At 43.6% G+C, this 26,283-nt stretch carries 20 protein-coding genes; 9 read left to right on the top strand and 11 right to left on the bottom strand.

Features of this window, described 5'->3' with window-relative positions; translation table 11 throughout:
• Positions 1-118: 118 nt before the first annotated feature.
• Together QUA42_RS16170 and QUA42_RS16165 are read right to left on the bottom strand one after the other, a co-directional pair.
• On the bottom strand, positions 119-601 hold the full coding sequence (locus QUA42_RS16170) for a type II toxin-antitoxin system antitoxin SocA domain-containing protein (protein WP_333138161.1): 483 nt from the start codon (positions 599-601) through the stop codon (positions 119-121).
• Positions 602-789: 188 nt separating this feature from the next.
• Positions 790-1,260: a DUF4079 domain-containing protein gene (locus QUA42_RS16165; RefSeq protein ID WP_333138159.1), complete on the bottom strand. Its 471-nt coding sequence runs from the start codon at positions 1,258-1,260 to the stop codon at positions 790-792.
• A 96-nt stretch (positions 1,261-1,356) separates the two neighbouring features.
• Here QUA42_RS16165 and QUA42_RS16160 point away from each other — a divergent pair, with 96 nt between their 5' ends.
• A complete protein-coding gene (locus QUA42_RS16160) occupies positions 1,357-2,838 on the top strand; it encodes an ankyrin repeat domain-containing protein (protein ID WP_333138157.1) in 1,482 nt (493 codons plus the stop codon).
• Between the two features lie 174 nt (positions 2,839-3,012).
• On the opposite strand, the gene QUA42_RS16155 is transcribed toward QUA42_RS16160, so the two are convergent.
• Both QUA42_RS16155 and purH read right to left on the bottom strand, forming a co-directional pair.
• Positions 3,013-3,948, bottom strand: coding sequence for a 2OG-Fe(II) oxygenase (locus tag QUA42_RS16155; RefSeq protein WP_333138156.1), 936 nt, complete (start codon positions 3,946-3,948; stop codon positions 3,013-3,015).
• Between the two features lie 232 nt (positions 3,949-4,180).
• On the bottom strand, positions 4,181-5,728 hold the full coding sequence (gene purH / locus QUA42_RS16150) for a bifunctional phosphoribosylaminoimidazolecarboxamide formyltransferase/IMP cyclohydrolase (protein WP_333138155.1): 1,548 nt from the start codon (positions 5,726-5,728) through the stop codon (positions 4,181-4,183).
• 475 nt (positions 5,729-6,203) lie between these two features.
• On the opposite strand from purH, the gene QUA42_RS16145 reads away from it, so the two are divergent.
• Complete coding sequence (locus QUA42_RS16145) at positions 6,204-8,096, top strand: PAS domain S-box protein (protein ID WP_333138154.1); 1,893 nt, start codon at positions 6,204-6,206, stop codon at positions 8,094-8,096.
• A 204-nt stretch (positions 8,097-8,300) separates the two neighbouring features.
• Here QUA42_RS16145 and glcD read toward each other — a convergent pair whose 3' ends face one another.
• The 4 genes from glcD to QUA42_RS16125 all read right to left on the bottom strand — a co-directional run bounded on the left by glcD (position 8,301) and on the right by QUA42_RS16125 (position 13,166).
• A complete protein-coding gene (gene glcD, locus QUA42_RS16140; protein WP_333138153.1) occupies positions 8,301-9,776 on the bottom strand; it encodes a glycolate oxidase subunit GlcD in 1,476 nt (491 codons plus the stop codon).
• Positions 9,777-9,845: 69 nt separating this feature from the next.
• Complete coding sequence (locus tag QUA42_RS16135) at positions 9,846-10,709, bottom strand: DUF6671 family protein (protein ID WP_333138152.1); 864 nt, start codon at positions 10,707-10,709, stop codon at positions 9,846-9,848.
• Positions 10,710-10,742: 33 nt separating this feature from the next.
• Entirely contained in the window at positions 10,743-12,674 is a 1,932-nt protein-coding gene (locus tag QUA42_RS16130) for a hypothetical protein (RefSeq protein ID WP_333138151.1), read from the bottom strand.
• A gap of 99 nt (positions 12,675-12,773) precedes the next feature.
• On the bottom strand, positions 12,774-13,166 hold the full coding sequence (locus tag QUA42_RS16125) for a transporter (RefSeq protein ID WP_333138150.1): 393 nt from the start codon (positions 13,164-13,166) through the stop codon (positions 12,774-12,776).
• A gap of 123 nt (positions 13,167-13,289) precedes the next feature.
• Between QUA42_RS16125 and QUA42_RS16120 the strand changes: the two genes are divergently transcribed.
• The 4 genes from QUA42_RS16120 to QUA42_RS16105 all read left to right on the top strand — a co-directional run bounded on the left by QUA42_RS16120 (position 13,290) and on the right by QUA42_RS16105 (position 15,672).
• Positions 13,290-14,501, top strand: coding sequence for a glycosyltransferase family 2 protein (locus QUA42_RS16120; RefSeq protein ID WP_333138149.1), 1,212 nt, complete (start codon positions 13,290-13,292; stop codon positions 14,499-14,501).
• Between the two features lie 189 nt (positions 14,502-14,690).
• Positions 14,691-14,954 carry a hypothetical protein gene (locus QUA42_RS16115; protein ID WP_333067708.1) on the top strand — a complete coding sequence of 88 codons (264 nt, stop codon included), beginning with the start codon at positions 14,691-14,693 and terminating at the stop codon, positions 14,952-14,954.
• Positions 14,955-14,957: 3 nt separating this feature from the next.
• Positions 14,958-15,323 (top strand): type II toxin-antitoxin system VapC family toxin, encoded by a 366-nt coding sequence (locus QUA42_RS16110; RefSeq protein WP_333067709.1) that lies wholly within the window; start codon positions 14,958-14,960, stop codon positions 15,321-15,323.
• A 148-nt stretch (positions 15,324-15,471) separates the two neighbouring features.
• A complete protein-coding gene (locus QUA42_RS16105; protein ID WP_333067711.1) occupies positions 15,472-15,672 on the top strand; it encodes a hypothetical protein in 201 nt (66 codons plus the stop codon).
• 120 nt (positions 15,673-15,792) lie between these two features.
• Here QUA42_RS16105 and QUA42_RS16100 read toward each other — a convergent pair whose 3' ends face one another.
• The 3 genes from QUA42_RS16100 to QUA42_RS16090 all read right to left on the bottom strand — a co-directional run bounded on the left by QUA42_RS16100 (position 15,793) and on the right by QUA42_RS16090 (position 22,158).
• Complete coding sequence (locus QUA42_RS16100) at positions 15,793-16,089, bottom strand: hypothetical protein (protein ID WP_333067712.1); 297 nt, start codon at positions 16,087-16,089, stop codon at positions 15,793-15,795.
• The gene (locus QUA42_RS16095) at positions 16,086-17,960 is read right to left on the bottom strand and encodes an ATP-binding protein (RefSeq protein WP_333067713.1); all 1,875 of its coding nucleotides are present in this window, start codon (positions 17,958-17,960) and stop codon (positions 16,086-16,088) included. Before QUA42_RS16095 ends, QUA42_RS16100 begins: the two co-directional genes overlap by 4 nt.
• A gap of 202 nt (positions 17,961-18,162) precedes the next feature.
• A complete protein-coding gene (locus QUA42_RS16090) occupies positions 18,163-22,158 on the bottom strand; it encodes a magnesium chelatase subunit H (protein WP_333138148.1) in 3,996 nt (1,331 codons plus the stop codon).
• 535 nt (positions 22,159-22,693) lie between these two features.
• On the opposite strand from QUA42_RS16090, the gene QUA42_RS16085 reads away from it, so the two are divergent.
• From QUA42_RS16085 to QUA42_RS16075, 3 genes are all read left to right on the top strand, one after another.
• Entirely contained in the window at positions 22,694-23,677 is a 984-nt protein-coding gene (locus tag QUA42_RS16085; protein ID WP_333138147.1) for a calcium-binding protein, read from the top strand.
• A 145-nt stretch (positions 23,678-23,822) separates the two neighbouring features.
• Complete coding sequence (locus QUA42_RS16080; protein ID WP_333138146.1) at positions 23,823-24,848, top strand: calcium-binding protein; 1,026 nt, start codon at positions 23,823-23,825, stop codon at positions 24,846-24,848.
• Between the two features lie 289 nt (positions 24,849-25,137).
• A complete protein-coding gene (locus QUA42_RS16075; protein WP_333138145.1) occupies positions 25,138-26,190 on the top strand; it encodes a calcium-binding protein in 1,053 nt (350 codons plus the stop codon).
• Positions 26,191-26,283: the final 93 nt, after the last annotated feature.

Raw genomic sequence — 26,283 nt, 5'->3', positions numbered from 1 at the left:
GGCTTAACTGCTTATCAAGCTATTCAACAAGCCCTCTCTATTCATGGCTCCCTTTTTTCCCCTAGTTGAGCAATTACAATAAATCCAACCTTGACGCGGTTTTTGTCCAGCCACTCGCTCACTCCAATTCACTCATTAACTTTTCTCTTTCTTTGTACAGATTAAGTCTCACCTGTTCCTCTGGTTGGTGGCTATATCTAACCTCAAGCATGGGAGCAGTGTTATAGACATATTCTAGTAACTGATCCAGTTTATCCTCTCCTGCACCCGCCCATTCTCTCCTGATGTTGTCAAGCATGAGCTTCAGACCTAAAGGTAACTTTAAATCATCCACATTACCTGCTCTCTCACCAAGTCTGATGAATATAATTTTTCCCTGAGATTCTTGAAAAATCTCTTTGCCATTCATTTGATTTAAAGCAGCGTCTATGCCTTCATTCCAAGGCCCATAGTGATAAAAACGCCAATCTAAATCAGTAAGCTGCTTGTTTGTCCATTTGACCGCATAAAGATCGGCTAAGTACAAAAACTTGATTAACTGCATTTTTGTAATATAGCCTTTTGTTGCGTAGACAAAGTATTTGATCAGGTTTTCTAGCATGGCTTTCCTTCTTTTGATTTGAAAAAGCTCCCTAATTAATCTTATAATTTGTTCGCTCAGTTTAACTTTATTCTATTATATCATCCAAAGGAAAGCTTGGCTATTAAACAACTAAAAAATATCACAATTTAATTGCTAATCACTAATCGCCCTAAAGCAATTAGCAATTAGCAATCTTACCCAAATCCTCACATTTTGCTGATAATTCTTTGCAGGATTTCCACGCCTGATACCGCTTGCCAGCCAAACAGCCCCAAAAGCACAATATTCAGAAAGATGTGAGTGTTTCTCGCCCAATCACTGCCTTTTTGCATCAAAGGAGTCAGCGAGGCTGCGATCGCAATTAAGGCCATCATTCCCAACCCTGCTAGCAAGTGCGGGCCGACAAATAGCTTGCCGTTGTTGATGTAGGTGACACCCATCCCGACGATCGCCACCGTAACCATCAAGGCTAACAGCAAAGAACCCATCTGGTGGTGCTTGATGCTGAATTTGCCCTTAATTAACTCTTTTTTGAGTTCGCCTTCCGCACTTCTGGTACGTCGGATTTGAATGCCCAGATACAAAGCATAAAATGAGATAGCCAGCAGTACCCACATTAAAACTGGGTGGATGAATTGGCTCCAAACTTTCACTGACTGAGGAATTTCGAGATTCATAGTGTTCTGAGGATTAGCAAACATACTTCATAAAACTTAGCATACCAGTCTGGCCGTCTCGTGCGACGGTAAAAATATACGGTATGAGAGACTATTATGCCTGCCACTAAACAAGACGCTGTATTGATTCAAGCCGCCAAGACTGGCAACATTATTCACGTCCAAGCTTTACTCGCTAAGAATGTTAACGCTAACGCCAAAGACTCTGAGGGGACGACGGCTTTGATGTTTGCGGCCCAAAAGGGTTATACAGAAATCGTGCGTACTCTACTAAACAATGACGCTAATGTCAATCATGTGAGCAGGCGTTTTGGCTTGACAGCTTTGATGCTGGCGGCGGCTCACAAACAAGCTGACTCTGTGCGGCTGTTGTTGGCTGCAGGTGCTGATGTTAATGCTAAAAATGATGATGGAAGTACGGCTTTAATGGCGGCTTCTCTGAAGGGCGATATCAATGTTGTGCGGATGTTACTTGATGCTAATGCTGATGTAAATGTCCAAGATAAAGATGGAGATTCAGCTCTGAAAATAGCTGCTTTATCCGGTCATCTAGCTGTTGTAAAAGCTTTGGTGGATGCGGGTGCTGTTGCTGACAATTCTATGCTGTTTTTAGCTGTCCGTCAAGGAAGCGCTGAAATTGTGCGAATTTTGCTCAAGTGTGGGGCGGATGCTAATGTTAAAAATCTAGAGAGCAAAACTGCTTTGATGCTGGCTGCGACGGCGGGAAATTTGGCAGTTGTCGAGGCGCTGTTGGCGGCTGGCGCTGATGTCGAAATTCCCGACAAAAACGGAGAAACTGCTTTAACTTTGGCTGCGGATGCCGGCAATACTGATGTGGTGCAAACTTTGCTTAGTGGGGGTGCTAATGCGAATGTGAAAAATGGAGATGGGGGCACGGCTTTGATGGCCGCTGCTGCTGGGGGAAATGCGGCGATCGCCCATATCTTACTCGATGCTGGCGCGGATATTAACGCTAAGGATAAAGATGATGAAACTGCTTTGAATTTTGCCGTGGTTGAGGGCTGCGAAGATGTGGTGGAATTGCTCTTAAACCGAGGTGCTAGTGTCGGTTCTAGAAATCGGTTGGGCGATACGCCTTTACTGGTGGCGGCTGTTCACGGCCATAGTGCGATCGTATCGGCTTTGCTGCAAAAAGTAAATTCAAATCGGGCTGATTTTCTGAATGCGAAAAACTTTGGGGAGACGGCTTTGACGCTGGCTGCGTTTCACGGACATACCGAGACGGTGAAGGCTTTGCTTGACGGCGGTGCCGATCCCAATGTCCCGGCGGATTTGGGGAAAACTGCTTTAATGAAAGCGTGCGATCGCGGTTATATTGCGATCGTCCAATTATTAGTCGAAAAAGGTGCGGATGTCAACTTGCTCGATGATTCGGGCGCAACCGCTGTAATGTGGGCAGCGCATCGGGGTTATCCTGATGCAGTAAAGATTTTAATTGATTCTGGTGCAGAACTCAACCACAAAAATCCGGGAAATTATACAGCTTTAATGCTGGCTGAGTTTAAGGGTTATTCTAATGTGGTGAAATTGCTCAAAAGTGCTGGAGCACTGGAGTAAGAATGAAATCGTTTTGAATAAGGTAATTCTGTCATTCTGAGCGTAGGGGGGAAGTGAAAAATCTCACATATCGGGACTTACGCATTGTAACGGTGTGGCAATAATTTGAGATTCTTCGCTTCACTCAGAATGACAAAATTTGGTAATTAGTGCGTCCTGGACTATGAATTAACCTCAATTTGCTTTGCGTACCCAGCCGTTAATAGTAAAGCGGCTATCAGCAAAAGCTTTTGAGGGACAGCTAACTCGCAAAACTTCGTGCATATAGCGACTTAGAAAAAATACAATGCTGTTATTGCGAGGCTCAACGGTTCTGAATGTCTGGTCAGCAACATAAAAATTGTTCTCAATTTTGCTGTCATAAATCTGCAACTCGCCACCTGAAAAAGCCTTGGGTTCTCGATAGAAATAGTACACGTAAGTAAAAAATCGGCTGGCGGTATCTGGCGAGCCACTGTCGTTGTGAAGTTTATAAAAGTTGTTGTCATTGTGCATGGTTAGCTGAGCTTCTATCTCACCCAGGGGAAATGACGGAATATTTAAACTTTTCAGCACGTCGGGGAGAATTGCTTTGATACGATTAACCATCAGTTCCGAAAATTCGGGGAACGAGTGGAGTACCATCGAACGGCGGTAATCTTCGGCATTTGTTGAGGTGCTGGTACTCACAAATTCTGATTCTTTTGCTAAGACATATTTAAGGAGTTTGTTCTTTTCGGCAGGGGTCAAAAAGTTGTCTATTTGGGCGTAGCGAGATATTAAATCGTCATTCACAGGCGGCGCAGGGGCGGGAATTTCTGTGGCTGGAATTTCTACGGGAATTTCTGGCTGCTGCGGTTGCAGTTGCTGCAAGTAAATTGGGGGTTCTGTGACTAATCCCACTAGGTGTTCGCCGGGAAAAAAAAGGGTGGAACGCCCGTCGTCTATGGGGATTTGAAATAAGGGCGAAAAACTGAGTGTTTGTTGGGTGCGATCGACTAATGTTTTGATCAGGCTGTGGAATAATGGTGTATCAGATTTGAGCGTGACGGTGCACTGATGTCCGCCAGTGAGCAGGATTTTGACTTTTACGTCTTCAGGTTTAATTTGCTGTTGAATTGTGGTATTCATAGCCGTTAGTTATAGAAGAAGGAAGTTCGGCAACGGATTCGCTCGACGGATGTAACGGATGGATGGATGGGAGAAGAAAGAAGGAAGATGGAAGATGGAAGAACAAAAATTCAATCATTGCTTGAGGGCGGGCTAGAAGCCCACCCCACAAGAGAATTGACTCTTTGTGGAATAGGCATCTTCCCTGTTCGTGACAGATACCTAAGATGTCATTACTAGACTACGAACTTAATTAATGCAAGAAGTGGCGGATATCAGTGAAAACCATTGTGATTCCAAGTTGGTTGGCGGCTTCAATGGAATCTCGATCGCGCATACTTCCGCCCGGTTGGACGATCGCAATTATGCCCGCCTCAGCCGCAGTTTTGACTGAATCGTCGAAGGGGAAGAAACCATCGCTAGCCAAAATCGCTCCTTTGCTTTTCTCTCCTGCTTGTTCTAATGCTAGTTTAACTGAGCCGACGCGATTCATTTGTCCGGCGCCGACACCGATTGTAGTGCGATCGCGCGTCACAACGATCGCATTTGATTTGACGTGTTTCGCTACTTTCCAAGCAAACAGCAATTCTTCCAACTCTCCCGCAGTCGGCTGTTTCTCAGTAACAACCCGCCATTTGCTAGTTTCTTCTACTATATTATCTGAGTCTTGCACCAGCAAACCGCCTGCAATAACTTTAACAGTTTGTGGCGGCCCTTGAGTCAAATCAGGCAAAATTAATACTCTAACTTTCGCCTTTTTCTTGATAATTTCTTCTGCTTCTGGTTCGCACCCCGGCGCGACAATACATTCTAAAAATGTTTGAGTTAACGCCGTTGCGGTAGCAGCATCAATGGGGCGGTTGAGGGCGACAATGCCGCCGAAAGCTGAGACTGAATCGGTGTCGAAGGCTTTTTGATAAGCTTCAGAAATAGTTGTCCCCAAGGCTGTGCCGCAAGGATTTGTATGCTTCAGAATAGCGGCGGCGGGTGTGTCGGGGAATTCTACGATTAGCCGCCTTGCTGCTTCTAAATCTACTAAATTATTGTAGCTTAATTCTTTGCCTTGCAGGATGGTGCTAGTCGTCCAGCCTGTCGGTGTACTTCCGCTTTGATACCAGGAGGCGGCTTGATGGGGATTTTCGCCGTAGCGCAGAGTTTGCAACTCTTTTCCTGATAAATTAAACTCGTCTGGTAGCGCAGATTTTTCAGCGGATTGGCTGCTGCTGAGATAAGTTGCGATCGCGCGATCGTAGTTTGCTGTATGTTTGAAGGTTTCTAGCGCACATCTTTGCCGAAACTCTAAGGATGCTTCGCCGCCATTTTCCCGCAGTTCTTTTAAATAAGTATTGTACTGTTCTGGATCGCACAACACTGTCAAATGAGCGTGGTTTTTAGCTGAGGCTCTCAACATTGCCGGCCCGCCGATATCTATCTGCTCAATTGCGTCTGCTAGAGTAACTCCTGGCTTAGAAATTGTCTCTTCAAATGGATACAAATTGACTACAACTAGATCGATCGCCCGAATTTGATTTGCTGTTAAGTCTGCGAGGTCTTCCGGTACATCGCGGCGTGCTAAAATACCTCCGTGGATTCGCGGGTGAAGTGTTTTGACTCGCCCTCCCAAAATTTCGGGAGAACCAGTATATTCCGCAACTTTGGTCACTGGGATGCCTGCTTCTTTGAGGGCTGTTGCTGTCCCGCCACTACTAATTATGTCAAATTCAAATTCTTCTACTAGACTGCGCGCTAAGTCGATTAGTCCGCTTTTATTGGATGTGCTCAGAAGTGCTAGACGTGCCATTGGTTTGAAGTTGCGATCGCAAAAATAGATAGGTTATATTCTATATCACATCTGCCTGCAGGGAGATGATTTGGTAATGGCTAATTATGATTATTTTTGAAAATTTAAAGATGAGTCCGCTCATTTTTAAGTATATTTTTTTTCAAAATTATATAATAATTTATACTGACCCGTGGCTTCTAAATATTTAGGACTTGCGCGTGGAACTGATTATTTTGTGAGTGCGAGGGGGATTGAAGCCATCTCCAGCTTGCACCTTTCGTATCGCTACGTAAGTGTCAATGTTGTTGAAATTACTTAATAAAACGTAATAGATAATTATAGGGCGATTACTCAGGAATTTTAACGAAGTTTTAGGATGAATTAGAAAAGTAATGTGCTAGCATCGGGTGTAAATTGCTATCTCCCTAAGTTCCCCGGAAAATTGGGCGATCGCAATACGTTAATGTCAAAAATAATTGGGTAGGGTAGAAATATGTTTTTTCAAGAAGCCGAGCCAGAAAATAAAGTCAGTAATATTAGCAGGAACAACAAAAAAACTGCTCCAAATCTGACCAATAGAACAGGCTACAAACAGATAACAAAAAAAAGAGCCGAGACTTCGACTGAGGCAAATATTTCCGAAGCTTATAGTCTTAGCCTGTGTGAATTGCAGCAGATGGAGCGAGCAATGGAACAGCTAAAGCAGGATTTGAAAGCTAGCGAATCTCGGTTTCGGAATGTGATAGAAAAAAATGCCGACGGCATCGCAATCGTCAACAAGCTAGGACTTATTTGTTTTGCCAACCCGTCAGCAGAAGCGCTGTTTAACTGCACGGCAGAGGAACTTCTAGGTCAAGCATTTTTTGGCAATTTAGTAGTAGAAGTTTCAGCTTGCGACCTTGAGATGGCGACGGATATTATTCCCCAAGTTGGAAAAACAGAAGCGCCAGGAACTCGCGTCGTGCAAACAGAAGTTGAAGCTATTCGCAAGCAAAAAGCAAATGCTGTAGTAGAAATGCGGGTGGTGGAAACGGAATGGGATGGAGAAATGGCTTATTTAGCTACGCTGCGGGACATTACCGATCGCAAGCGCGCAGAAGAAATGCTTTGGTTGTACGATCGAGCTATAGCAGCTACTAGCACCGGATTTACGATTTCTGACGCCACTGACCCCGAAAATCCAATTATTTATTGCAATCCCGCATTTGAAAGCATGACAGGTTATCGGCGGCAGGAAATTATCGGAAAAAACTGCCGATTTTTGCACGGAAGCGATACCGATCCGGCGGCAGTAGAAATAATTCGCCAAGCCTTGCAAACAGAAAGCGAATGCAAGGTAATATTAAAGAATTACCGCAAAGACGGAACCGTTTTCTGGAATTGTTTCTCAATATCTCCCGTGCGCGATCGACTGGGCAAATTAACTCATTTTATTGGCGTACAGAGAGACATTACTGAGCGCAAACAAGCTGAAGAAGCCTTGCATATTTCCGAAGCACAAAGTAGAGAACAAGCCGCTCAACTAGCAGCCACACTTAACCAGCTCAAAGCCACTAATTCCCAATTAGTTCAAAGCGAAAAAATGTCTAGTTTGGGCTTGCTACTTGCCGGCGTCGCTCACGAAATTAACAACCCAGTCAGCTTCATTTACGGCAATCTCACTCATCTCACAAATTATACTCAAGACTTGTTTCATCACGTCGAACTTTACCAAAAGCATTATCCGGATCCAGTCGCGGAAATTCAACAGCAAAGAGAAGAAAATGAACTCGATTTTTTAGCTGAAGATTTACCTAAAATACTGTCTTCAATGAGCGTTGGTGTCGAGCGGATTTGCCAGATTGTGCAGTCGCTGCGGAACTTTTCGCGCCATGACGATTCACAGATGAAACCCGTTAACCTCCACGAAGGTATTGACAGCACGCTGTTAATTCTCAATCACCGTTTGAAAGGGAAGGGAGAAAAGCCGCCAATTCAAATTGTAAAACAATACGGAGAATTGCCGACTGTTGAGTGTTTTGCTGGGCCGATAAATCAAGTTTTTATGAATATTCTCAGCAATGCGATCGATGCTTTAGAAGATGCGAACAATAGGAAAAATTGTCAAGAAATACTAGAAAATCCTAGCCAGATTAGGATTGGTACGGAAGTGGTAGGCAATTTTGTAGAAATTAAAATTGCCGACAACGGCCCGGGAATAACTGAGCAAGTCAAACAGCAGATCTTCGATACATTTTTTACTACCAAGCCCATTGGTAAAGGCACGGGAATGGGTTTGTCAATTAGCTATCAAATTATTGTAGAAAGGCACAAAGGCGAATTATATTGTACTTCGGAATTGGGCAAGGGCACGGCATTTACTATCAAAATTCCGATCGCACCTTAGCGCAGAATGGGCAATCCGCGCTTTACCAACTTGATATACAGGCAAATAAGCGAGCGGGACGTTCGCACTCCTAAAAAACGAGAAAAATCGTTTTTTCTCGTTACCCGACTCTGGCTGGGAACGCATACTTAGAGGCTTTGCCTCCCCATTGTAGAGATAATTGTCAGGTGCTTTTCTGCTCACCTTACCCGCATAAATAACTAATTAAAAAACCTCTGCACCCTCCAACTTCTTAAAAGTTTCAACCTTAGCCCTCGCCGCTTCCCCGCAAGTCTTCGGCGTCGGAAACATCTTCCCAGGATTCGCCAAACCTTTCGGATTAAACACCTGACGTACCCACTGCATCGTCTCCAAATCTATCTCGGAAAACATATCCGGCATAAAACACTTCTTGTCAGCACCGATGCCGTGTTCCCCCGAAAGACTTCCCCCAACTTTCACGCAAAGCCTGAGAATTTCTCCGCCCAATTCTTCCACCTTTTCCAGCGCACCTTTTACCGAGTTATCGTACAGAATCAGCGGGTGCAAATTCCCGTCTCCCGCGTGAAATACATTAGCAATCCGATAACCGTATTTCTCGCTCAACCCCTCAATTTCTTTCAAAACATAAGCCATTTGTGTTCGCGGAATTACGCCGTCTTGCACGTAATAATCCGGGCTGAGATGACCTGCCGCCGCAAAAGCAGCTTTCCGCCCTTTCCAAATTTTTAGGCGCGTTTCCGGGTCGCTTGCGGTCGTGATATTTCGCGCTCCGTTATGCTTGCAAATATCGGCAATCCGCTGTTTGTTTGTGGCAACTTCCACTTCTAAACCGTCGATTTCTACGAGTAGAATTGCCGCCGCATCGCGGGGATAACATCCAGTTGCCACCACATCTTCCACAGCATTGATGCTGATGTTGTCCATAATTTCCATGCCGCCGGGAATAATGCCAGCGCTGATAATATCGGAAACCGATTCGCCCGCTGATTCTATACTGGAAAAATCCGCTAGGAGAACGCAAATCGATTCCGGCGCTTTGAGAATTCGGAGAGTAACTTCTGTGGCGATTCCTAAAGTGCCTTCGGAACCGACAAATACACCAGTTAAATCGTAACCGGGCATTTCGGGAATTTCGCCACCGACATCGACAATAGAACCGTCGGGAAGTACCAATTTTAATCCTAAAACGTGATTCGTTGTGACTCCGTATTTGAGGCAGTGAACCCCACCAGAATTTTCGGCAACGTTGCCGCCAATCGAACAAACAATTTGACTGGAAGGATCTGGCGCGTAGTAGAAACCGGCGCCGCTAACTGCTTGCGTTACCCAGTTATTAATTACTCCCGGTTGCACTACTACTTGCTGATTTTCTAAGTCTACTTTCAGGATTTTTCGCATCAGGGCTGTGACAATCAGCACGCAGTTTTCTATGGGCAAAGCGCCGCCGGAAAGGCCGGTGCCTGCGCCTCTAGCAACCCAGGGAATTGAGTTGCGATCGCATATTTTGACCACTTGCGCCACTTCCTCGGTAGTTCGAGGCAATACCACCATGGCGGGGCGCTGGCGGTAGCTGGCGAGTCCGTCGCACTCGTAGACAATCAATTCTTCGCGGCGCTGCACGACACCATTTTTGCCGACTACAGCCTCGAATTCTTTAATAACGGGTTTCCAGTTGCGTTCTGTTTCTATGGCTATCATTAGTAAATTTAATTAAGGAACTATCAATAATATTGTGACAAACTTTACTATTTTTGTGCAATTATTTTTCTAAGGGTTGCAATATTGACAAAGAGAAGGATCGGCAGTCTCTCGACCGTCGGGAAATAGTTTTTCTTTAGTATAACCGCACTTTTTGCATTTATAGATTGCCGATCGCGCTAGCTGAGTCGGAAAATAGCAAAGTTCGCAGGGCAATCCGATTTTCATCTCAGCAATATCGAATCCCGGCCAACCGCACTCCGGGCAGAATTGCTTAAATTTTTTAACTAAATCGAGAGTTGAATTTTCGATGTTTTTCATCCGAGTTGGATTGTACATCGCCCGCATATCTGTTTCGATATGAACTCGGCCGGTTGACGATTTTTTTAAGCCTGCTGTCACAGCGTCAAAAAGTTGTTTTTCTGTCCTAATGCCCTTGACAATTTCGCCGTTACCGAGTGCAGCGTCGCCAACTATAACCACCAGCGCGTGTTCGGGAAATCCAGCTTTTTTAGCAAAATCATCTGCTTCTTCTATACTGGAAACTAACTCGTGACTGTAGTTAGTTTCAACAGACAAAGAGTCGCCGATGAGTTCTAGATTGTTGGCTCGATCTAATAAAATTACTATTTCTCTGTTAGCTGGCAGATACGGCATCATTGGGTGAGGGCCGAAAGTACCTTCGCTGGCAAAGGCAAGAGTTTCGCCCGCAATTTCTAGGGCTTTTTGTGCTTTATGGCGAGCAGCTTCTATTTGTGTTCCTAAGCGTTTAACTTCTCGGGTGAATGTGCCGAAAGTGTCAGTGTCAAGCTCCGCAGGTACTAGGATATTTACACCCAATTCTCGTTCCAAAATGGGAGCCATTACCCGTTCTTTTTGGTGCATGGTAGCAAGAACTGCGGTGCGATCGCTCAATAATTGATGTTTGCTCATCTATTTTAATTGCTAAAAATCAAACTGATGTCACTACTGGTTTTTATTCCTTGACAAATCAATTACAAAATTTTCTCCATCATCATAAATCCGCTTGCGACTTTCGCCAAGTTTTTGTAAGCTATCTTGAAATTCAAAAGTGTTCAAGGCCTGGTTTCGTAGCCAGAAAGGCCATTTGGGGCTGAGTCTAACTTGTAAAGATTTCTTAGGAAAATTCGCTTCATTAGCGTAAGAATATGCAACATATTTAATCGATTTTGAAATTAGATAATCTGCTAGCTTTTCTTCTCCTTTAAATGAAGGCATACCGGGCGGAAGGCTAGCCCCGCCTGGGTAGTCGGCAATCCAGATTGTATGTTTCCTAAAATTCATTAAAAAAGGTTTGTCAAGTCTTGTTAAAACTATTTCTTTTTCCGGAACCGAATCTAGCATTCTTGCATATTTATCGCGCTCTTGTGGTATCACTAAAGGTAGATTATTTAACCGCCGAGATATTCTATCTAGGGGGTTTTGAAATTTTCCCAAATTCTTGTAACTCTGAAAACCGAGTGCTACTAAGAAAGCCAAAATTAGTGCTCCGCTAAAGGCATTTTTTTTAATTTTTATATTTAAGTTATTTGGCGGGATATTTTCCCCCAAAACTGAGATTAATATGACGAACATCACTACTAATAGCGGATATGAATAGCGGTAGATATCTGACCCTCCTGTAGAAAATAATATCACCGCATTTCCCGTGACTGCACCAATAAAAATAGAGAGGGTTGCTTCCCGAAAAATTGGCTTTTTACCGAGACCAATTATCCCAAATCTAATTGCCAACACAGTCGGTATAGAAATAATTGTTAAAATTGCATACAGCGTGAGTTGAATTGCTAGGTTTGGGGGAATTTCACTGTTAGGAAGCTTGACCGATCCTCCGTATACAGAACCATGAAAACCTCTACCAAATATGGGATATAGTAAAGTCCCTGATGACTGATATAGTGATATCGACCAGGGTAAAATAAACATAGCCAATAAAATACTAGCCAAACAAAATTCGTAAATTGCTTTACGCTTTATGTGGCTTCCAAGGATATAAAAAAAATAACTACAAGTGAATAAAATAATACACGGGGGAATAAATGTGCTTTTTAAAGCGCAGATGGCGGCTGCAAGCAATCCTATAATCGCAGCATTACTTTCGATATTTGTTCCTTTGAGGTGCTCCCCCTCAAAAACTCTAAATAAGCTCAAGAAAAGACATACCGCAATTAATATACCCGTTATATTTATATGAGGAACGCGGCTTATTGATAAAAAGCCGAACACAATCATTAGTGTCGAGTTTTTTGAAATCTTTTTTTGCTGACAGTATCCGATAATTAGCCCTATCATTATGATTAAGGCGCAGCCGGGATCGATAAGATATAAACTTCTTTCATCCAACACGCTCAGACTGAACGTATGCAAGAATGATTGTCCTCCCAGTGCAGATACCAGTCTTCTTTCGCTGAAAGGATCGGAACCAAGAGAACCTATTTGAAGCATTTTATGGGGAAATACAAAATAGGCGTGGTAGTCATCGTGAAGATTAAATTTATGCCAAGAAACCGAACCACTGTATTGCACAGCAGTCATAAGGCAAGCGATAACAGTCCCGATCGCAAAAAAAATATTTTCTTTGAAAGCATTAATTAACCGATTCAGATCGTCGGCGATCGAAGTTTTATTGCCCCAGGCATCTATTATTCCGTAAAGTGCGCCCAAGCATATATATATTAAAATAGTTGCTTGTGAAATAGTCCATGTCACATTTAATAAACCCCCAAATATAACACTCCAAGCTATCCCCCAAGCGGCTCTTTGCCCCCAGTCAACTCTGTAATCGGGAAAAAGGATGCGGTTGACCGCTCCACCCCAGCCAATCAGGGATACAAGAATGCAAATTCCCCATGCAAAAGAAAGAAGATAATAATTCATAATTGTGAGTTCGGTATCGATTCATAAGGTAATACTTGGACGCACCCTTTAGCTTAATTTATCAACTCAGGACTCAAACATCAATATCAAAAGCGAGCGCTAGTTGCCTCCAGTCACTCCCCCTGCTTGACCTCTGAGTACAAAAATTACTCCCGTCATAATTAGCGCCACGCCTACTAACCGCAGCGGCGGCAAAGGCTCGTGAAATATCAGTTTGCCACCTAAAACAGTAAATAGGTAACTAATTGACAGTAAAGGCGAGACTATGCTAAGGTTTGCCCGCGACAAAACTACAATAAAGCCGATCGAAGAAATTGCATACAAAGAAAGACCACCTACTATCAACGGCTGAGTAGCCATTGCTATAATTTTTTCTATTAAATTAGCAGCGCCAATGGGCCCTAATATTTTAGCTCCTGCCTTCAGACTAAATTGACCTGCGACGCCGCACAATATTGCAGCAAGCAATAACATAAAAACGCTTCTACTCATAAATTTACTAACCTATAGTACAATCAAAAATTGCCGTTCCCAAAAACCTGAAAAACTTTAATTAAGTTTTGTTAGGTTTTATTCACCACTACTATTTTAAGCAGAGATACGGGAAAATCAAGTATGGTCGATCGCGATCGAGAGTGGAACAAATATATGGCAGAAAAGACCAACCCAAGCGGAGAATATACTCTAGAACTATCGATACTCATGCCTTGTCTGAACGAAGCAGAAACTTTAGAAATCTGCATACAGAAAGCACTGAGCTCGCTGCGCGAACTTGATATTGCAGGCGAGGTCATCATAGCAGACAACGGCAGCACTGACGGTTCTCAAGATATCGCTACCAGAATGGGAGCGAGAGTTGTGCCCGTAGCAGCAAAAGGCTACGGCAGCGCCCTGATGGGAGGCATCATCGCAGCGCGCGGAGTTTATATTATCATGGGCGATGCTGACGACAGCTACAATTTTTCCAACCTCGGTGCTTTTGTCAACAAATTGCGAGAAGGTTTCGACTTAGTAATGGGAAACCGATTTCAAGGGGGCATCAAACCGGGTGCAATGCCGCCGCTGCACAAATATTTAGGAAATCCGGTGCTGACGTGGGTTGGGCAGTTATTTTTCGCGAGTCCAGTCGGCGACTTTCACTGCGGACTCAGGGGTTTCAGGAGAGACTCAATTTTGAAACTCGACTTGCAAACAACGGGGATGGAATTTGCGAGCGAAATGGTCGTCAAAGCTTCTCTGTACAAGCTGCGAATCGCTGAAGTCCCCACCGTACTTTCTCCCGACGGTCGCAGCCGGCCGCCGCACTTGCGAACTTGGCGAGATGGCTGGCGGCACCTCCGTTTTTTGCTGCTTTACAGTCCTCGGTGGCTGTTTTTGTATCCGGGTGTGGCGCTGATAATTTGGGGTCTAATTGTGGGCATCTGGCTATTACCTGGTACTCAAAAGATTGGTAGTATTAGCTTTGATGTACACACGCTGCTGTATGCTGCGATCGCAATTATCATCGGTTTTCAAGCAGTAACTTTCGCTTTTTTCACCAAAATTTTCGCCATCAGCGAGAAATTTCTGCCCGAAGACCCCAAACTCAACAAAATATTTCGCTATGTCACCCTAGAGACAGGATTGATTGTCGGAGTCACGCTGATTTTAATCGGAATAGTTGGCTCGTTCTTATCATTAACTATCTGGAGCAAAACAGCTTTCGGTTCTCTCGACCCTTCTAAAACTCTGCGTTTGGTTATTCCCTCGCTCACTTGCCTGACTGTCGGTTTGCAGATGGTTTTGTCGAGCTTTTTTCTCAGTGTGCTGAGCTTGAAGCGTAGGTGATAGCATTAAAGTTACTGCCAACCTTCCTCAAAACTAAATTTCCATGCAGGGGAAGTTGAGGGCGATCGCCATGCAGGAAAAATCAGGGCCGCAGGAGCAAAATTTCAGACTATCTGGTATAATCCAACAAGTAGCTTTAATGCTCAAAAGGGTTAGAAGAGTAGAGATAAAGAATATTTGATATTAGCGATGCAGCGAATATTTGAGGCTATATTGAAGGGAAACGTTTTAGAATGGGCTAATGAGGTTCCCAGACAAGGCGATCGCCCTGTCAGAGTTTACGTTACTTTACAAGAAGAGCGATCGACTTTAAGTGGGGAGTTTCGCCGTCAGAGAATAGTTGAAATATTGGAAAAACTTGCAGCAAATAATGTCTTTGCTGATATTAGCGATCCAGTGGAATGGCAGCGAGATTTGCGTCAAGACCGTCCACTTCCAGGTAGGGATGAATAATGAATGCTGCTAGACAGTGATATTATTATCTACGCTTCCCAGCCAGAAAACTCGCAGATTAGGCATTTTCTTGGCGAAAATGACATAGTTGTATCTGCAATAAGTTACGTTGAACTCTTGGGTGATCATCGGCTAACTGAAGAGTATAGATTGTACTTTGAGGAATTCTTTGCTGTGGTGGAGGTTCTACCAATTTCTAACGCTATACTCGATCGCGCAGTGCTGTTGCGACAGATGAGGAGAATGACACTTGGGGATGCTATTATTGCGGCAACAGCTTTGGTACATGACAGAACTTTGGTGACAAGAAATGTAAGGGATTTTCGGTGGATTGCTGAGCTCACACTAATTAACCCATTTGAGGCTTAAGAAAGAGGAGCGATCGCACTTTGGACAGAAAAGGGCGATCGTACTGTGCGAAGAAAAGGGCGATCGCTTTTCCCATAATTCCCAATTGAGAGATAATATAGAGCAAGCAAAAAAAATTAACTAAATTTCGTGTAACTTAAGACACCCTATGTTGACTATTGAACAGATAGAAAATGCGATTCTCCAACTTCCGCCGAACCAGATAGGAGAGTTGTTAGAGTGGTTTCTAAATTTGGATTACAAACGATGGGATGTCCAGCTAGAGAAAGATATTGCTGAGGGTAAACTGGATGCTTTAGCAGCAGAAGCGATCGCTGATTTTGAAAGTGGTAACTATCGAGAGATTTAATGCACTACACTACTCGAAAATTTTGGGATTGTTACAATGCTTTGCCATCAAATGTACAAGCTACAGCAGATCAGTGTTATGAGTTGCTGAAGGCAGATCCGTCTCATCCTTCTCTGCATTTTAAGAAGGTTGGTAAGTATTGGTATGTAAGGGCTGGATAGACTTATCTGGCGTTGGGTGTAGAAATTGAAATAGGTATTTTGTGGTTTTGGATTGGTACGCACGCACGCAGAGTACGATCGGCTGATAGGAAAATAAGGGCGATCGCACTTTGGGGAAGATAAGGGCGATCGTACTTGGGTAAAATAAGGGCGATCGTACTTTGGGGAAGATAAGGGCGATCGTACTTTGGGAAGAAAAGGGCGATCGCTGTCCTCTCTTATCTAAGCCACGTTTCTCTGTAGTCGAAATACTCATCGAAAATTACTCTCAAAGCCAAAACTTTGTTCTAATTGCTTCATGTAGGTATTCAATTTGCTTAAAACGTAGCCTGCTAAATGGCCAGGAGTATCATTAACGGTATAACAAAACTCTAGGGCAATATATTTCTCATTTTTAGCATTTACTAATATATCAGGTCTAATATTTGGTAAATTTGGGTGGGGTTTCTCACAGCTAAATGATAAATTTGATTCTTGATATAAATCTTGTAGAGCTAAATATAGGCTTTTATTTAACAGGCTATCGCTGATTTTGTTATTGACTATATCTTTATTGATTTTCTGAAAAGGTATTGTAGCATTTGTTAATCCCTTTTCTACAGTACCACTTTTACGTTTTCCAGCGGTGATAGGGCGACTTAATAATTGCAAATATAAAGGAGTAGTAGATAATGTATTTTTAGCATTTCTTTTGGCAAACCAATGATTAAGAACACCATATTCTTGAAGAAAGTCTTCTTTAGAAATAGGAATTTTTGCTTCTTTAGAATAGGCAGCGATGCAACTCACTAAAGCATTTGTTGGCAAGTACATAATTTTTGTTGTTAATATGCCATTAAGTGCGAGAGTAAGACGACCAGGTTTCCAATCAGCTTTTCTTTGATTATTTTCCTTAATATAAGTGAAAAGCGCATTGTAATTTGCGTTCCACATTTCGTTAATGTTATCAGACTGTTTAGCAAATTGAGCTACAACACTTTCTGCTTCAGGGTAAGAAAATATAAACCAAACTTCTGTCGGTTTAGGGACAGTCTGCATCAACTGTTGTGTATATTGTGTTCTATCTCGCGAAAGATCTCTTATTTCTCTTAAATATTCCCTGATAATAAGTCTATCTTTTGGTTTTTCTTCATATTTATTCTTAATAATGTTATTAAAATCCTCATCATTTAATTGAAAATCGTAACAAGTTCTTCCTTGGTTAAAAAATGCAATTGTGTTCTTAGCAATAGTTGGATATTCTTCTATGGGTGGTCCGGTAAACTCAAGAGTAGGTATTTTTTGATGAAACATTGTACTAGAAAAACTTTTGGCAAAATCTTGCATAGTTTCTAAATCTTGCTTATCTGTTACTGGCCAAATAATTAGAATAGGATATTCACGAAATAGTCCATTTAAATCACGAAAAAAAGCTCTAACATTTTTTTCATCTTCGTCTTGTAAATTTTCTAAATAATCAATGACTATGCAAAACTTTTCTTGTTCTGGTCGATTATTAGTTTCTTGAAAAAAAGTTTCTGTTACTTCATTAATACGTTTTAATAATTCTTTAAGTTTGACATCAGAATTATCAGAAGGTAATTTTCTAGCATTAATGGAGTGGATTTTTTTAATAGGAATATGTGAACGCCATTCCAAGGAACTTATGAAAGTTGATTTTCCCACTCCTGAAATACCGTACAAAAATAATAGATAACCCGATAGTTTTATTTGACTGACTACTTGAATAATCTTTTCTTCAAATTCGATAACAGGCGTAATAAACTGTGCCATAAGGGCTAAGTTTTGAGATATTTTTTGTTGATTAACTTCTTGTTGTAGGGTTTCCTCATAAGTTTCCGGTATAATTAATTCTAAAATTTCATCGGGCAATCTATTGAAAGCAGCTTCTGTTGTATTACCAGATTCTGAAATTTTATTTTTATCTATCTCATTCGAGGAAACTGATGTATTAGTATCATTTATAGACTCATCTACGGCTTTCATGTAGGATTCGGTATCTGTTTGAGGGGTAGATTGTACCACTTCAACCGAGGTTGAATTATTTTTAACATCAAACTTAGATAAATCAAATAGCTCTAATTGGTCAGGGTTATTACTCTCCTTAGATAATTTCTTTCTAGACATATGTAGTTACCGCTTTGATTGATAATTACGAGTTAGGCAAGACGCCTACCTATATTATAACCCATGTTCTGTACTTTAAGTGCTGCAGTAGACCGAAAAGCTTTACCTAATCAGGCTTTTAGGCTCGTTAGATTAGCGCTTTCATAGTGCCTCTTTTATAGTTGGGAAGATGGGCAGGCCCAAAAGCCTGCCCCAAACTATCCTATTCTACCCCCTCAATCCGGTCTTCCACCTCCTGATAAAGTTCACGCAACCTGTCCAAATTGTTCTCCGAAGTCTCCCAATAACCCCGGCCATTCACTTCCAACAAAGTGCTGACAATCTTGCGGAAAGAATGAGGATTCAGATTCAGCAAACGCTTTTGCATCTCCTCATCTTGGATAAACGTAGTGTTGACATCCTCATACACCCAATTATCCACAGCGCCCGCCGTCGCACTCCATCCAGTCGTATTCACCAGACGCTTAGAAATCTCCCGCACGCCTTCATAACCGTGCGACAACATCCCCTCGTACCACTTCGGATTCAGCAGCTTTGTGCGCGAATCTAAACGCACGGTTTCTGATAGCGTCCGCACCTGCGCGTTCGCTGTGGTTGTATCAGCAACAAAGGATGCTGGTTTCTTCCCATCTGCGCGCAAACTGCCGATCAATTTAGTCGGATCGGAGTCGAAATAGTGCGACACGTCAGTTAGGGAAATCTCCGCAGAATCCAAGTTCTGGAAGGTGACTTCCGCAGTTTTCAAGGATGATTCAAAAATTTTCCGGTCTTGTTCCATTGTTCCCGGATTGTCGGAAGAAAAGGCGAAGGATTTGCGAGTTAAGTACATTTCCTGCAACTCGGCTTCGCTTTCCCAAGTGCTGTTTTCCACCGCCAAGTTGATGTTAGATGAATAGGAACCAGAGGCATTAGAAAATACCCGGGTTGCTGCTTGTCGCAGGTTGATTCCCATTTCTTCCGCTTGCTTCAGGGCGTGTTTGCGGACGAAGTTCATTTCTAAGGGTTCGTCGGCTTCCGCTGCCATTTTCACGGCTTTATCTAACAGGTTCATTTGGTTGATGAACAAGTCGCGGAATACGCCAGAACAGTTAATTACTACGTCGATCCGAGGGCGTCCCAACTCTTCTAAAGAAAGCAATTCGAGTTTGTTGACCCGGCCCAATGCGTCGGGAACTGGCTTCACTCCCACCATCCACATTACTTGGGCGAGGGATTCGCCGTAAGTCTTGATGTTGTCGGTTCCCCACAACACAACGGCGATCGTTTCTGGGTAATTTCCGCCGTTATCAACGCGCTGTCTTTCTAACAGCCGATCGACTACAAGCTTAGCAGACTTAACCGCCCCCGTTGTAGGGATTGACTGCGGGTCCAAAGCGTGCATATTCTTGCCAGTCGGCAAAACATCCGGGTTGCGAATCGGATCGCCACCGGGGCCAGGCAGAACATACTCGCCTTCTAACGCGCGCAACAAAGCGCCTAATTCGTTGTCGGCACAAACTTGCTGCAAGCAGAATTCCAGATACTCAAACAGCGGTTTAATCGGTTCTGGATCGATTTTTTTGTAACCTGCGGCGTGCAAGGCTTCAATCCAAGGTGTTTTCTTGCCCATGTTGAAGAAATTCAACTTAGAAACAAGGGAAACTCGGCCCTCAGCGTCGGTTTGTTCCTTCACCAAAGCGCCAACGGCATCCCGACAGGCCAAGGTGATGTTTTGCAGCAATTCGACATCAGTTAAAATGCCTTTGTCGCTATTGGTGTAAATTTCGCCGATATCGCGTCCGAGACTGTTAGCAATAATCCGCGGCAAGCTGATGAGTCCATCTTCTTCGCGGTCTAAATTGGCGATATTCACCAAAGTTGCGATCGCCTCTTCCGCAGTCGGTGGCTTACCGATAACGTGCAAACCGCAAGGTAACAACCGCGACTCAATCTCCATTAACTTGCGGTAAACCAAGCCAACTAAATTGTCCCGTTCCTCCGAAGTCATTCCCGCAGCAACCCCTCTTTCTTGTTCGGGAGGTAGGGCGATATCCTTGTCTAAATTCACCAAACGGCATTTTTCAACGATCGCGTCAACAATCGGCACACCGCGCCCAGTCTCTTTCAAAGTTTGATAAGAAGCAATTAACTCGCTGAGTTCCTGCAAACCTTTGTACAAACCAGCATTTTCAGCCGGAGGAGTCAGATAGCTGATTGTTTCAGCATAACTGCGGCGCTTGGCAATTGTTGCCTCGCTGGGATTGTTGGCGGCGTAATAATAGATATTGGGAATTTTGCCGATCAAACTGTCGGGATAACATTCCCCAGACATTCCCATCTGCTTACCGGGCATGAATTCTAGCGAACCGTGAGTGCCAAAGTGCAGCACCGCATCCGCACCCCAAATGCGCTCCAAATATGTATAGTAAGCAGCAAAACCGTGGTGGGGGCTGGCGGAACGAGAGAATAACAACCGCATCGGATCGCCTTCGTATCCAAAAGTAGGTTGCACTCCGATAAACACATTGCCGAAATGTTTGCCGAAAATCAGCAAATTTTGTCCGTCGCTGTTCAAATGTCCCGGAGGCGGGCCCCAATTTTCTTGCAAGCGTTCCGAGTAAGGAGTGAATTCTTCGTATTCAGCTACCGACATCCGGTAAGCAACATTTAATTCCGGGCTTTGGTATTGGGCTGTTGCGTCGTGGATGACTTCTTGCATCAGTTTTTCTGCGGACTCCGGCAGTTCTGGCAAGTCGTAACCGTTGCCTTTTAAGGCTTTCAATACTTGGTAAATCGAGCCGAAAACGTCCAAATAAGCGGCTGTTCCGACGTTGCCTTTGTCCGGCGGGAAACTGAAAACTGTGATCGCAACTTTTTTATCTAATTTTGGTTTGCGGCGCAGCATTGCCCATTTCATGGCGCGCTGGGAAATTGCTTCGATTCTATCTTGCAGGGCGATCGCCTTGCCAGTTGCGCCATCTCTTCCCGACAATATAATCGGTTCGATCGCGCCATCCAACTCGGGAATGGCAATTTGCAAAGCAACTTGAATCGGGTGCAAGCCTAAATCGCTATTTTCCCACTCTTCCGTCGTTTGGAAAACCAGCGGCAAAGCCACCATGTAAGGGCAATTTAATTTTTTCAAAGTCTCGATCGCCTTTGGGTGATCTTGTTTCGCCGGGCCGCCCACCAAAGCAAAACCAGTCAGAGAAACGACCGCATCAACTATGGGCAGCGGCGCAACACCTTTGGTTCCAACTTCCAAGAAGAAAGTTTCGACTGGTTTCGAGAAGTCCAAACCGCCGGCAAAAATCGGCACCACCCGCGCCCCCATTGCCTCCAATTCCTGCACCATTGCTACATAGTGCGCGTCATCTCCCGTGACTAAGTGAGTCCGCTGCAACACCAAGCCGATGCAAGGTGCGAGAGGGTCTTTGAGGTCTGCCGAAATATCTTTGCGGGCGTTGTACCAGGTGAGGTATCCTTTTACATCCTCAAACATGGACGGTGCCAAAGGATGCCAAATTCCCATATCCGGGTAGACAACGGGCTCTTGAAAAGTTAGCTGTTCCTGACCTTTGAATACATATTTATGTGACAGCATCAGCAAGAAGTTTTCCAAGTTTTCTTGGGAACCCCCCAGCCAATACTGGAAACTCAGCATGAAGTTGCGCGCATCTTGGGCTTTGTCGATGGGCAAATATTTCAGCACTTTCGGCAAAGTTTGCAGCAGTTTCAGCATTCCGTCTTGGAAGGAACTCCCGGATTTTTCCTTCCGTTTTTTCATGAATTCGCCGATCGCACTTTTGCTTTGTCCCAACTGTGCCATCGAGAAACTGCCCATTTTATTGAGTCGCATCACCCCTGGCATCGATGGGAAGACGACGGCGACATCCAAGCTGTCGCGCAGCGGTTCCACCGCCGCTACCACTTTTTCGGCCAAATCTTCAATGAAAATTAGAGAAGCAATAAATACATTGGCATCCGCCACATCCCGCTTGAAGGCCTCGTAATTTTCCGGGCTGCGGAGTTCCTCGATCAGGTAGCCGCTGATTTCTATTGCCAGATTCGGATTTTTCTTGTTTATCGATCGAACCGCTGCCGACAGGGCGCTTTGATACTGCGGTTCCAGTACGACATAGACCACCTTCATGAGCGATCGCCCCTGCAAGTTTTCCGGCACGACGTGGCGAATGGTGGGCTTGACGTGAGTGAACATCCGGTTAGGCTCCTTTAAGATGCTGTTTTCGGGAATCGGGAATTTTTTTATCCCATAAGCATTTTTACCAGAAAACGCTTGCCATTAGGCGATTTGAGCCTGCACATGACACAATTCGACAAATTTACGTCAAATTTTCGTTACATTTTTTTATAAATTCCTTGAGCAAATACTCCACTTTTTATTTACAAAAATTTACTTGACATATTATTAATTTTGTGAATAGGATTAATGAGTTGGATAAAAATAATTAAAAATTAACCAACAATTGAGAAAAAAATCCTGAAAAAAGTTCCAAGTTTTGTATAATTTATCAAACTGGCGATCGAGCAATTAACTGAGGGGAAAAAGGCATAATTTCTGAAAGCAGAATGTAGCCTTGCGATAATTGTTGCGTCATCAAAATTGACATTTTAGCAGGAATTTAAAACCATTTCGTAACGTCTGTTTTGTGTAAATTCCTGATCGGCGATCGAGTTGATGGAAAACTAATTGCTATAGAATCTCAAACTCATCAAAACTTTAGGGGGAAAACATGGCTAACTACGCAATTTTCGACGAACAATTCTACCTCGCCTCCTATCCTTGGGTCAAACCAGCCATTGACGCAGGAGTCATCTCATCTGGGAGAGAACACTTTGAAAAATTCGGGCGAGAAGGCGGTCTAACTAAAGTCTCGCGTTATTTTGACGAAAATGCTTACCTTGCTGGGAATCCAGACCTCGCACCCTTCGTCCGCACAGTCAACCCAAACGCGCCTTTTGCGACTGGCCTCGATCACTTTATCCAGTTCGGTTACGATGAAGGACAGCGCCGCACCCAAGTATCACCCGAATACAACGAAACCTTTTATTTAGCAAACAACTCTGAACTTCAACCGTTTATTCAAAACGGAACTTTCAAATCCGGCTTCGACCATTTCATTCAATTCGGATCCAAAGAAGGTCGGTTTGGGACTTCATTTTTTGAACCGGAATACTTAAAAGAAAACCCCGACATCGTGCCGTTTGTCAACTCTGGAAACTTGAGAACGGGTCGGGAACACTTCTTCAATTTTGGACAATTTGAGCCTGCCCGCGACGCGACTTTTGTCGGCACCCGTACCAACGATATTTTAACTGGTGTTGGCGTGGGGGATGTCGAACTTGTGGGAGTGGAAGTAGGTATAGATCCCCAAGGCAACCGGCAGTATGAAAGCTTTGGCACCAATGAATTCGATGTCCTGATTGGCGCCCCGGGAACTAATACATTCGTACTCGGAGTTCCTGCTACAGCCGGGAATGTCATCTCGACACCGCTGTATTTAGGTAACGGTCAAGCTACGATTCGCAACTTCGACATAGAAAGCGATTTTATCCAACTGCAAGGAACTTCTTTAAACGGCTACAGCCTGACTCCCATTGGTAGCAATTTGTCAATCCAACGTTTTGGAGATGTGCTCGGCGTGATTGAAGGAGGAGCAAGCTTGGGTTTAACTTTCCAAGAATCTAACGGTAATGGTACTTTCTTGATTGGATAGTCATTGGTCATTGGTCATTGCTGATTGGTCATTAGTCATTAGTCATTAGTCATTAGCTAATGACTAATGACTAATGATTTTTTATTGGCGGTGGGCGATGGTTCTATAAAAAAGTACGATCGCACTTTACTTTAAATAGCAAACTATGAATTACGATATCTTCGACGAACAATACTACCTTTCGCAATATCCGTGGCTGAAACCAGCCATTGATGCAGGCATAATCAAATCTGGAAGACAACACTTTGAAAAATTTGGTCAAGCCGCCGGCCTCACGAAAATATCCCGGTATTTTGATGAAGATACTTACCTTGATGGAAATCCAGACCTTAAACCCTTTGTCCGCACTCCCAACAATCCAAACGCGCCTTTTGCGACCGGACTAGACCACTTTATCCAATACGGTTATGAAGAGGGTCGCACTCGCGTATCGCCTGAGTATGACGAAGGTTTTTATGTAGGAACTAACCAAGATTTGCAGCCGTTTATTCAGAATGGAACCTTTAAAAATGGCTACCAGCATTTCATTCAATTCGGGGTCAAAGACGGTCGGTTGCCTACTTCTTTCTTGGAACAGGGATACTTAGGGAACAATCCCGACATTCGGCAGTTTGTCGAATCTGGAACCTTGAAAACTGGTCGGGAACACTACTTCAAGTTTGGACAATTTGAGCCAAGCCGCTCTGCGACTTTTGTGGGAACTTCTGGTAATGACATCCTCACCGGTTTCGGGGCGGGGAATGTGGAATTAATTGGAGTTGACGTAGAAGCCCCTAACGGCATACGACGATATGAAAGTGACGGCAGCAATGAATTCGATACTCTCACTGGCGGTAGCGGCCGCGATAAATTCGTGCTTGGTGATATTGTTGGCTTCAGGGGAGGAACCCTCTCATCCAGACAGTTCTACATTGGCGCAGGTTTTGCTACAATTCGGAACTTTACTCAAGGCCAGGATATCATCCAGATAGGGATTCCCTTCGATCAATTATTAGTGTTTCCAATCAACAATAATCGAGACTTAGCTATCCAAACGAATGGCTTTCCCGCAGTTGAAAATGGAGTTTTCCTAGCTAGTCGCTTTGACACAATCGCTGTTATTGAAAATGGCGGCAATCTCAATTTAAATCTATTACCAGAATCTGGTGTTATCAGATCTTTTCTTGGGTAGAAATATCGCAGCTAGGGATGGTTTGCCTTAGTCCATCATGTGGAGATTTATTAATTAAACACTCGGTAAATACAATTGCCACAAGTCAAGGCCGAGCAACTCTAAATCTGCCACAGATTGGGATGACAAATCCATTTAGCGATCCAGTCTGTCTCACTTTCCTCGGCTAGAAAGCATAGAGCTTAAGTGAGATTTGACTTTTGGGTAAAATCACCCGATCGGGTATTGTCTCAGTTCAGGATTATTGAGAAATTGCATAAATACCTCATTAAAGCCGCAGGAGAAAAACATGGCTAGTTACGCAATTTTTGACGAACAATACTACCTTACTTCATATCCGTGGCTGAAACCAGCCATTGATATAGGAATCATCAAATCTGGAAGAGAACACTTTGAAAAATTTGGTCAAGCCGCCGGCCTCACAAAAATATCGCGGTATTTTGAAGAAGATACATATCTAGCTCAAAATCAAGATATTGCACCATTTGTTTGCACCGCCAACAACCAAAACCGACCCTTTGCTTCAGGTTTAGACCACTTTATCCAGTTTGGTTACGAAGAAGGCCGCACGCGAGTATCGCCTGACTACGACGAAGTTTTTTATTTAAAGCGCCACCCGGAAATAACTCCATTCATACAGAACGGAACTTTTAAATCCGGCTGTCAACACTTTATCCAATTCGGAAAAACAGAAGGTAGGTACGGGACAAGTTTCTTTGAACCACGTTACTTGGGAGATAACCCAGATGTGGCGGCAGTTGTGGAGACTGGAAGTTTAAAAACTGGTCGAGAACACTATCTAAAATTTGGGCAATTTGAGTCAAATCGATACGGATTTTTTACAGGAACCAACGGTAATGATATCGTCACGGGATTTACAGCGGGAAAAAATCAAATTATCGGACTGCAAGTAGCTTTCGCCGGCCCAAGTCCACCTTTTGGCATTAATAAGAATAAGTATGACGCTTTGAAATTGGATGACATCACGAGAGAGCCTTTCCTGACTACCACTGAATTCGATACATTGATTGGCACTTCTGGCATTGATTACTTCGTGCTCGGAGATGCTGTTCCCAACAACCGACGTAGTTTGATCAGCCGGGTAGATTTCTATACGGGCAGTGGGGAGGCCAGGATTGTCAATTTTGAAAAAGGAAAAGATTTTATTCAGTTGGTGGAAAGCTTTAATGAACTGAGTATATTTCCATCAGGGGCGGACTTATTAATTCAAAAATCGGGAGATACACTTGCCAGAATTCAGGGCGGATCAAATCTAACTCTGCAACCGATTGGGATGATAAATCCGTTTAGTCCTCCAGTCAGTCTTACTTTCCTCGGCTAGAAACGATAGAGCTTAAGTGAGATTTGACACTTGGAAAAAATCACCCGATCGGGTATTGTGTCAGTTCCTGATGATTGATAAATTGCATAAACA

The sequence above is a fragment of the Microcoleus sp. Pol11C2 genome, from assembly GCF_036701505.1.
Taxonomy (GTDB): domain Bacteria; phylum Cyanobacteriota; class Cyanobacteriia; order Cyanobacteriales; family Microcoleaceae; genus Microcoleus.
This window is presented reverse-complemented; position numbering and strand designations above follow the sequence as displayed.

Bases quoted from the DNA above. Each gene is read 5' to 3' on its own strand.
- QUA42_RS16095 (WP_333067713.1), bottom strand. From the start codon at position 17,960: ATGTCTAGAAAGAAATTATCTAAGGAGAGTAATAACCCTGACCAATTA.
- QUA42_RS16130 (WP_333138151.1), bottom strand. From the start codon at position 12,674: ATGAATTATTATCTTCTTTCTTTTGCATGGGGAATTTGCATTCTTGTA.
- purH (WP_333138155.1), bottom strand. From the start codon at position 5,728: ATGGCACGTCTAGCACTTCTGAGCACATCCAATAAAAGCGGACTAATC.
- glcD (WP_333138153.1), bottom strand. From the start codon at position 9,776: ATGATAGCCATAGAAACAGAACGCAACTGGAAACCCGTTATTAAAGAA.
- QUA42_RS16135 (WP_333138152.1), bottom strand. From the start codon at position 10,709: ATGAGCAAACATCAATTATTGAGCGATCGCACCGCAGTTCTTGCTACC.
- QUA42_RS16105 (WP_333067711.1), top strand. From the start codon at position 15,472: ATGTTGACTATTGAACAGATAGAAAATGCGATTCTCCAACTTCCGCCG.
- QUA42_RS16125 (WP_333138150.1), bottom strand. From the start codon at position 13,166: ATGAGTAGAAGCGTTTTTATGTTATTGCTTGCTGCAATATTGTGCGGC.
- QUA42_RS16085 (WP_333138147.1), top strand. From the start codon at position 22,694: ATGGCTAACTACGCAATTTTCGACGAACAATTCTACCTCGCCTCCTAT.
- QUA42_RS16170 (WP_333138161.1), bottom strand. From the start codon at position 601: ATGCTAGAAAACCTGATCAAATACTTTGTCTACGCAACAAAAGGCTAT.
- QUA42_RS16160 (WP_333138157.1), top strand. From the start codon at position 1,357: ATGCCTGCCACTAAACAAGACGCTGTATTGATTCAAGCCGCCAAGACT.
- QUA42_RS16115 (WP_333067708.1), top strand. From the start codon at position 14,691: ATGCAGCGAATATTTGAGGCTATATTGAAGGGAAACGTTTTAGAATGG.
- QUA42_RS16100 (WP_333067712.1), bottom strand. From the start codon at position 16,089: ATGAGTATTTCGACTACAGAGAAACGTGGCTTAGATAAGAGAGGACAG.
- QUA42_RS16120 (WP_333138149.1), top strand. From the start codon at position 13,290: ATGGTCGATCGCGATCGAGAGTGGAACAAATATATGGCAGAAAAGACC.
- QUA42_RS16165 (WP_333138159.1), bottom strand. From the start codon at position 1,260: ATGAATCTCGAAATTCCTCAGTCAGTGAAAGTTTGGAGCCAATTCATC.
- QUA42_RS16145 (WP_333138154.1), top strand. From the start codon at position 6,204: ATGTTTTTTCAAGAAGCCGAGCCAGAAAATAAAGTCAGTAATATTAGC.
- QUA42_RS16110 (WP_333067709.1), top strand. From the start codon at position 14,958: ATGCTGCTAGACAGTGATATTATTATCTACGCTTCCCAGCCAGAAAAC.
- QUA42_RS16090 (WP_333138148.1), bottom strand. From the start codon at position 22,158: ATGTTCACTCACGTCAAGCCCACCATTCGCCACGTCGTGCCGGAAAAC.
- QUA42_RS16075 (WP_333138145.1), top strand. From the start codon at position 25,138: ATGGCTAGTTACGCAATTTTTGACGAACAATACTACCTTACTTCATAT.
- QUA42_RS16080 (WP_333138146.1), top strand. From the start codon at position 23,823: ATGAATTACGATATCTTCGACGAACAATACTACCTTTCGCAATATCCG.
- QUA42_RS16155 (WP_333138156.1), bottom strand. From the start codon at position 3,948: ATGAATACCACAATTCAACAGCAAATTAAACCTGAAGACGTAAAAGTC.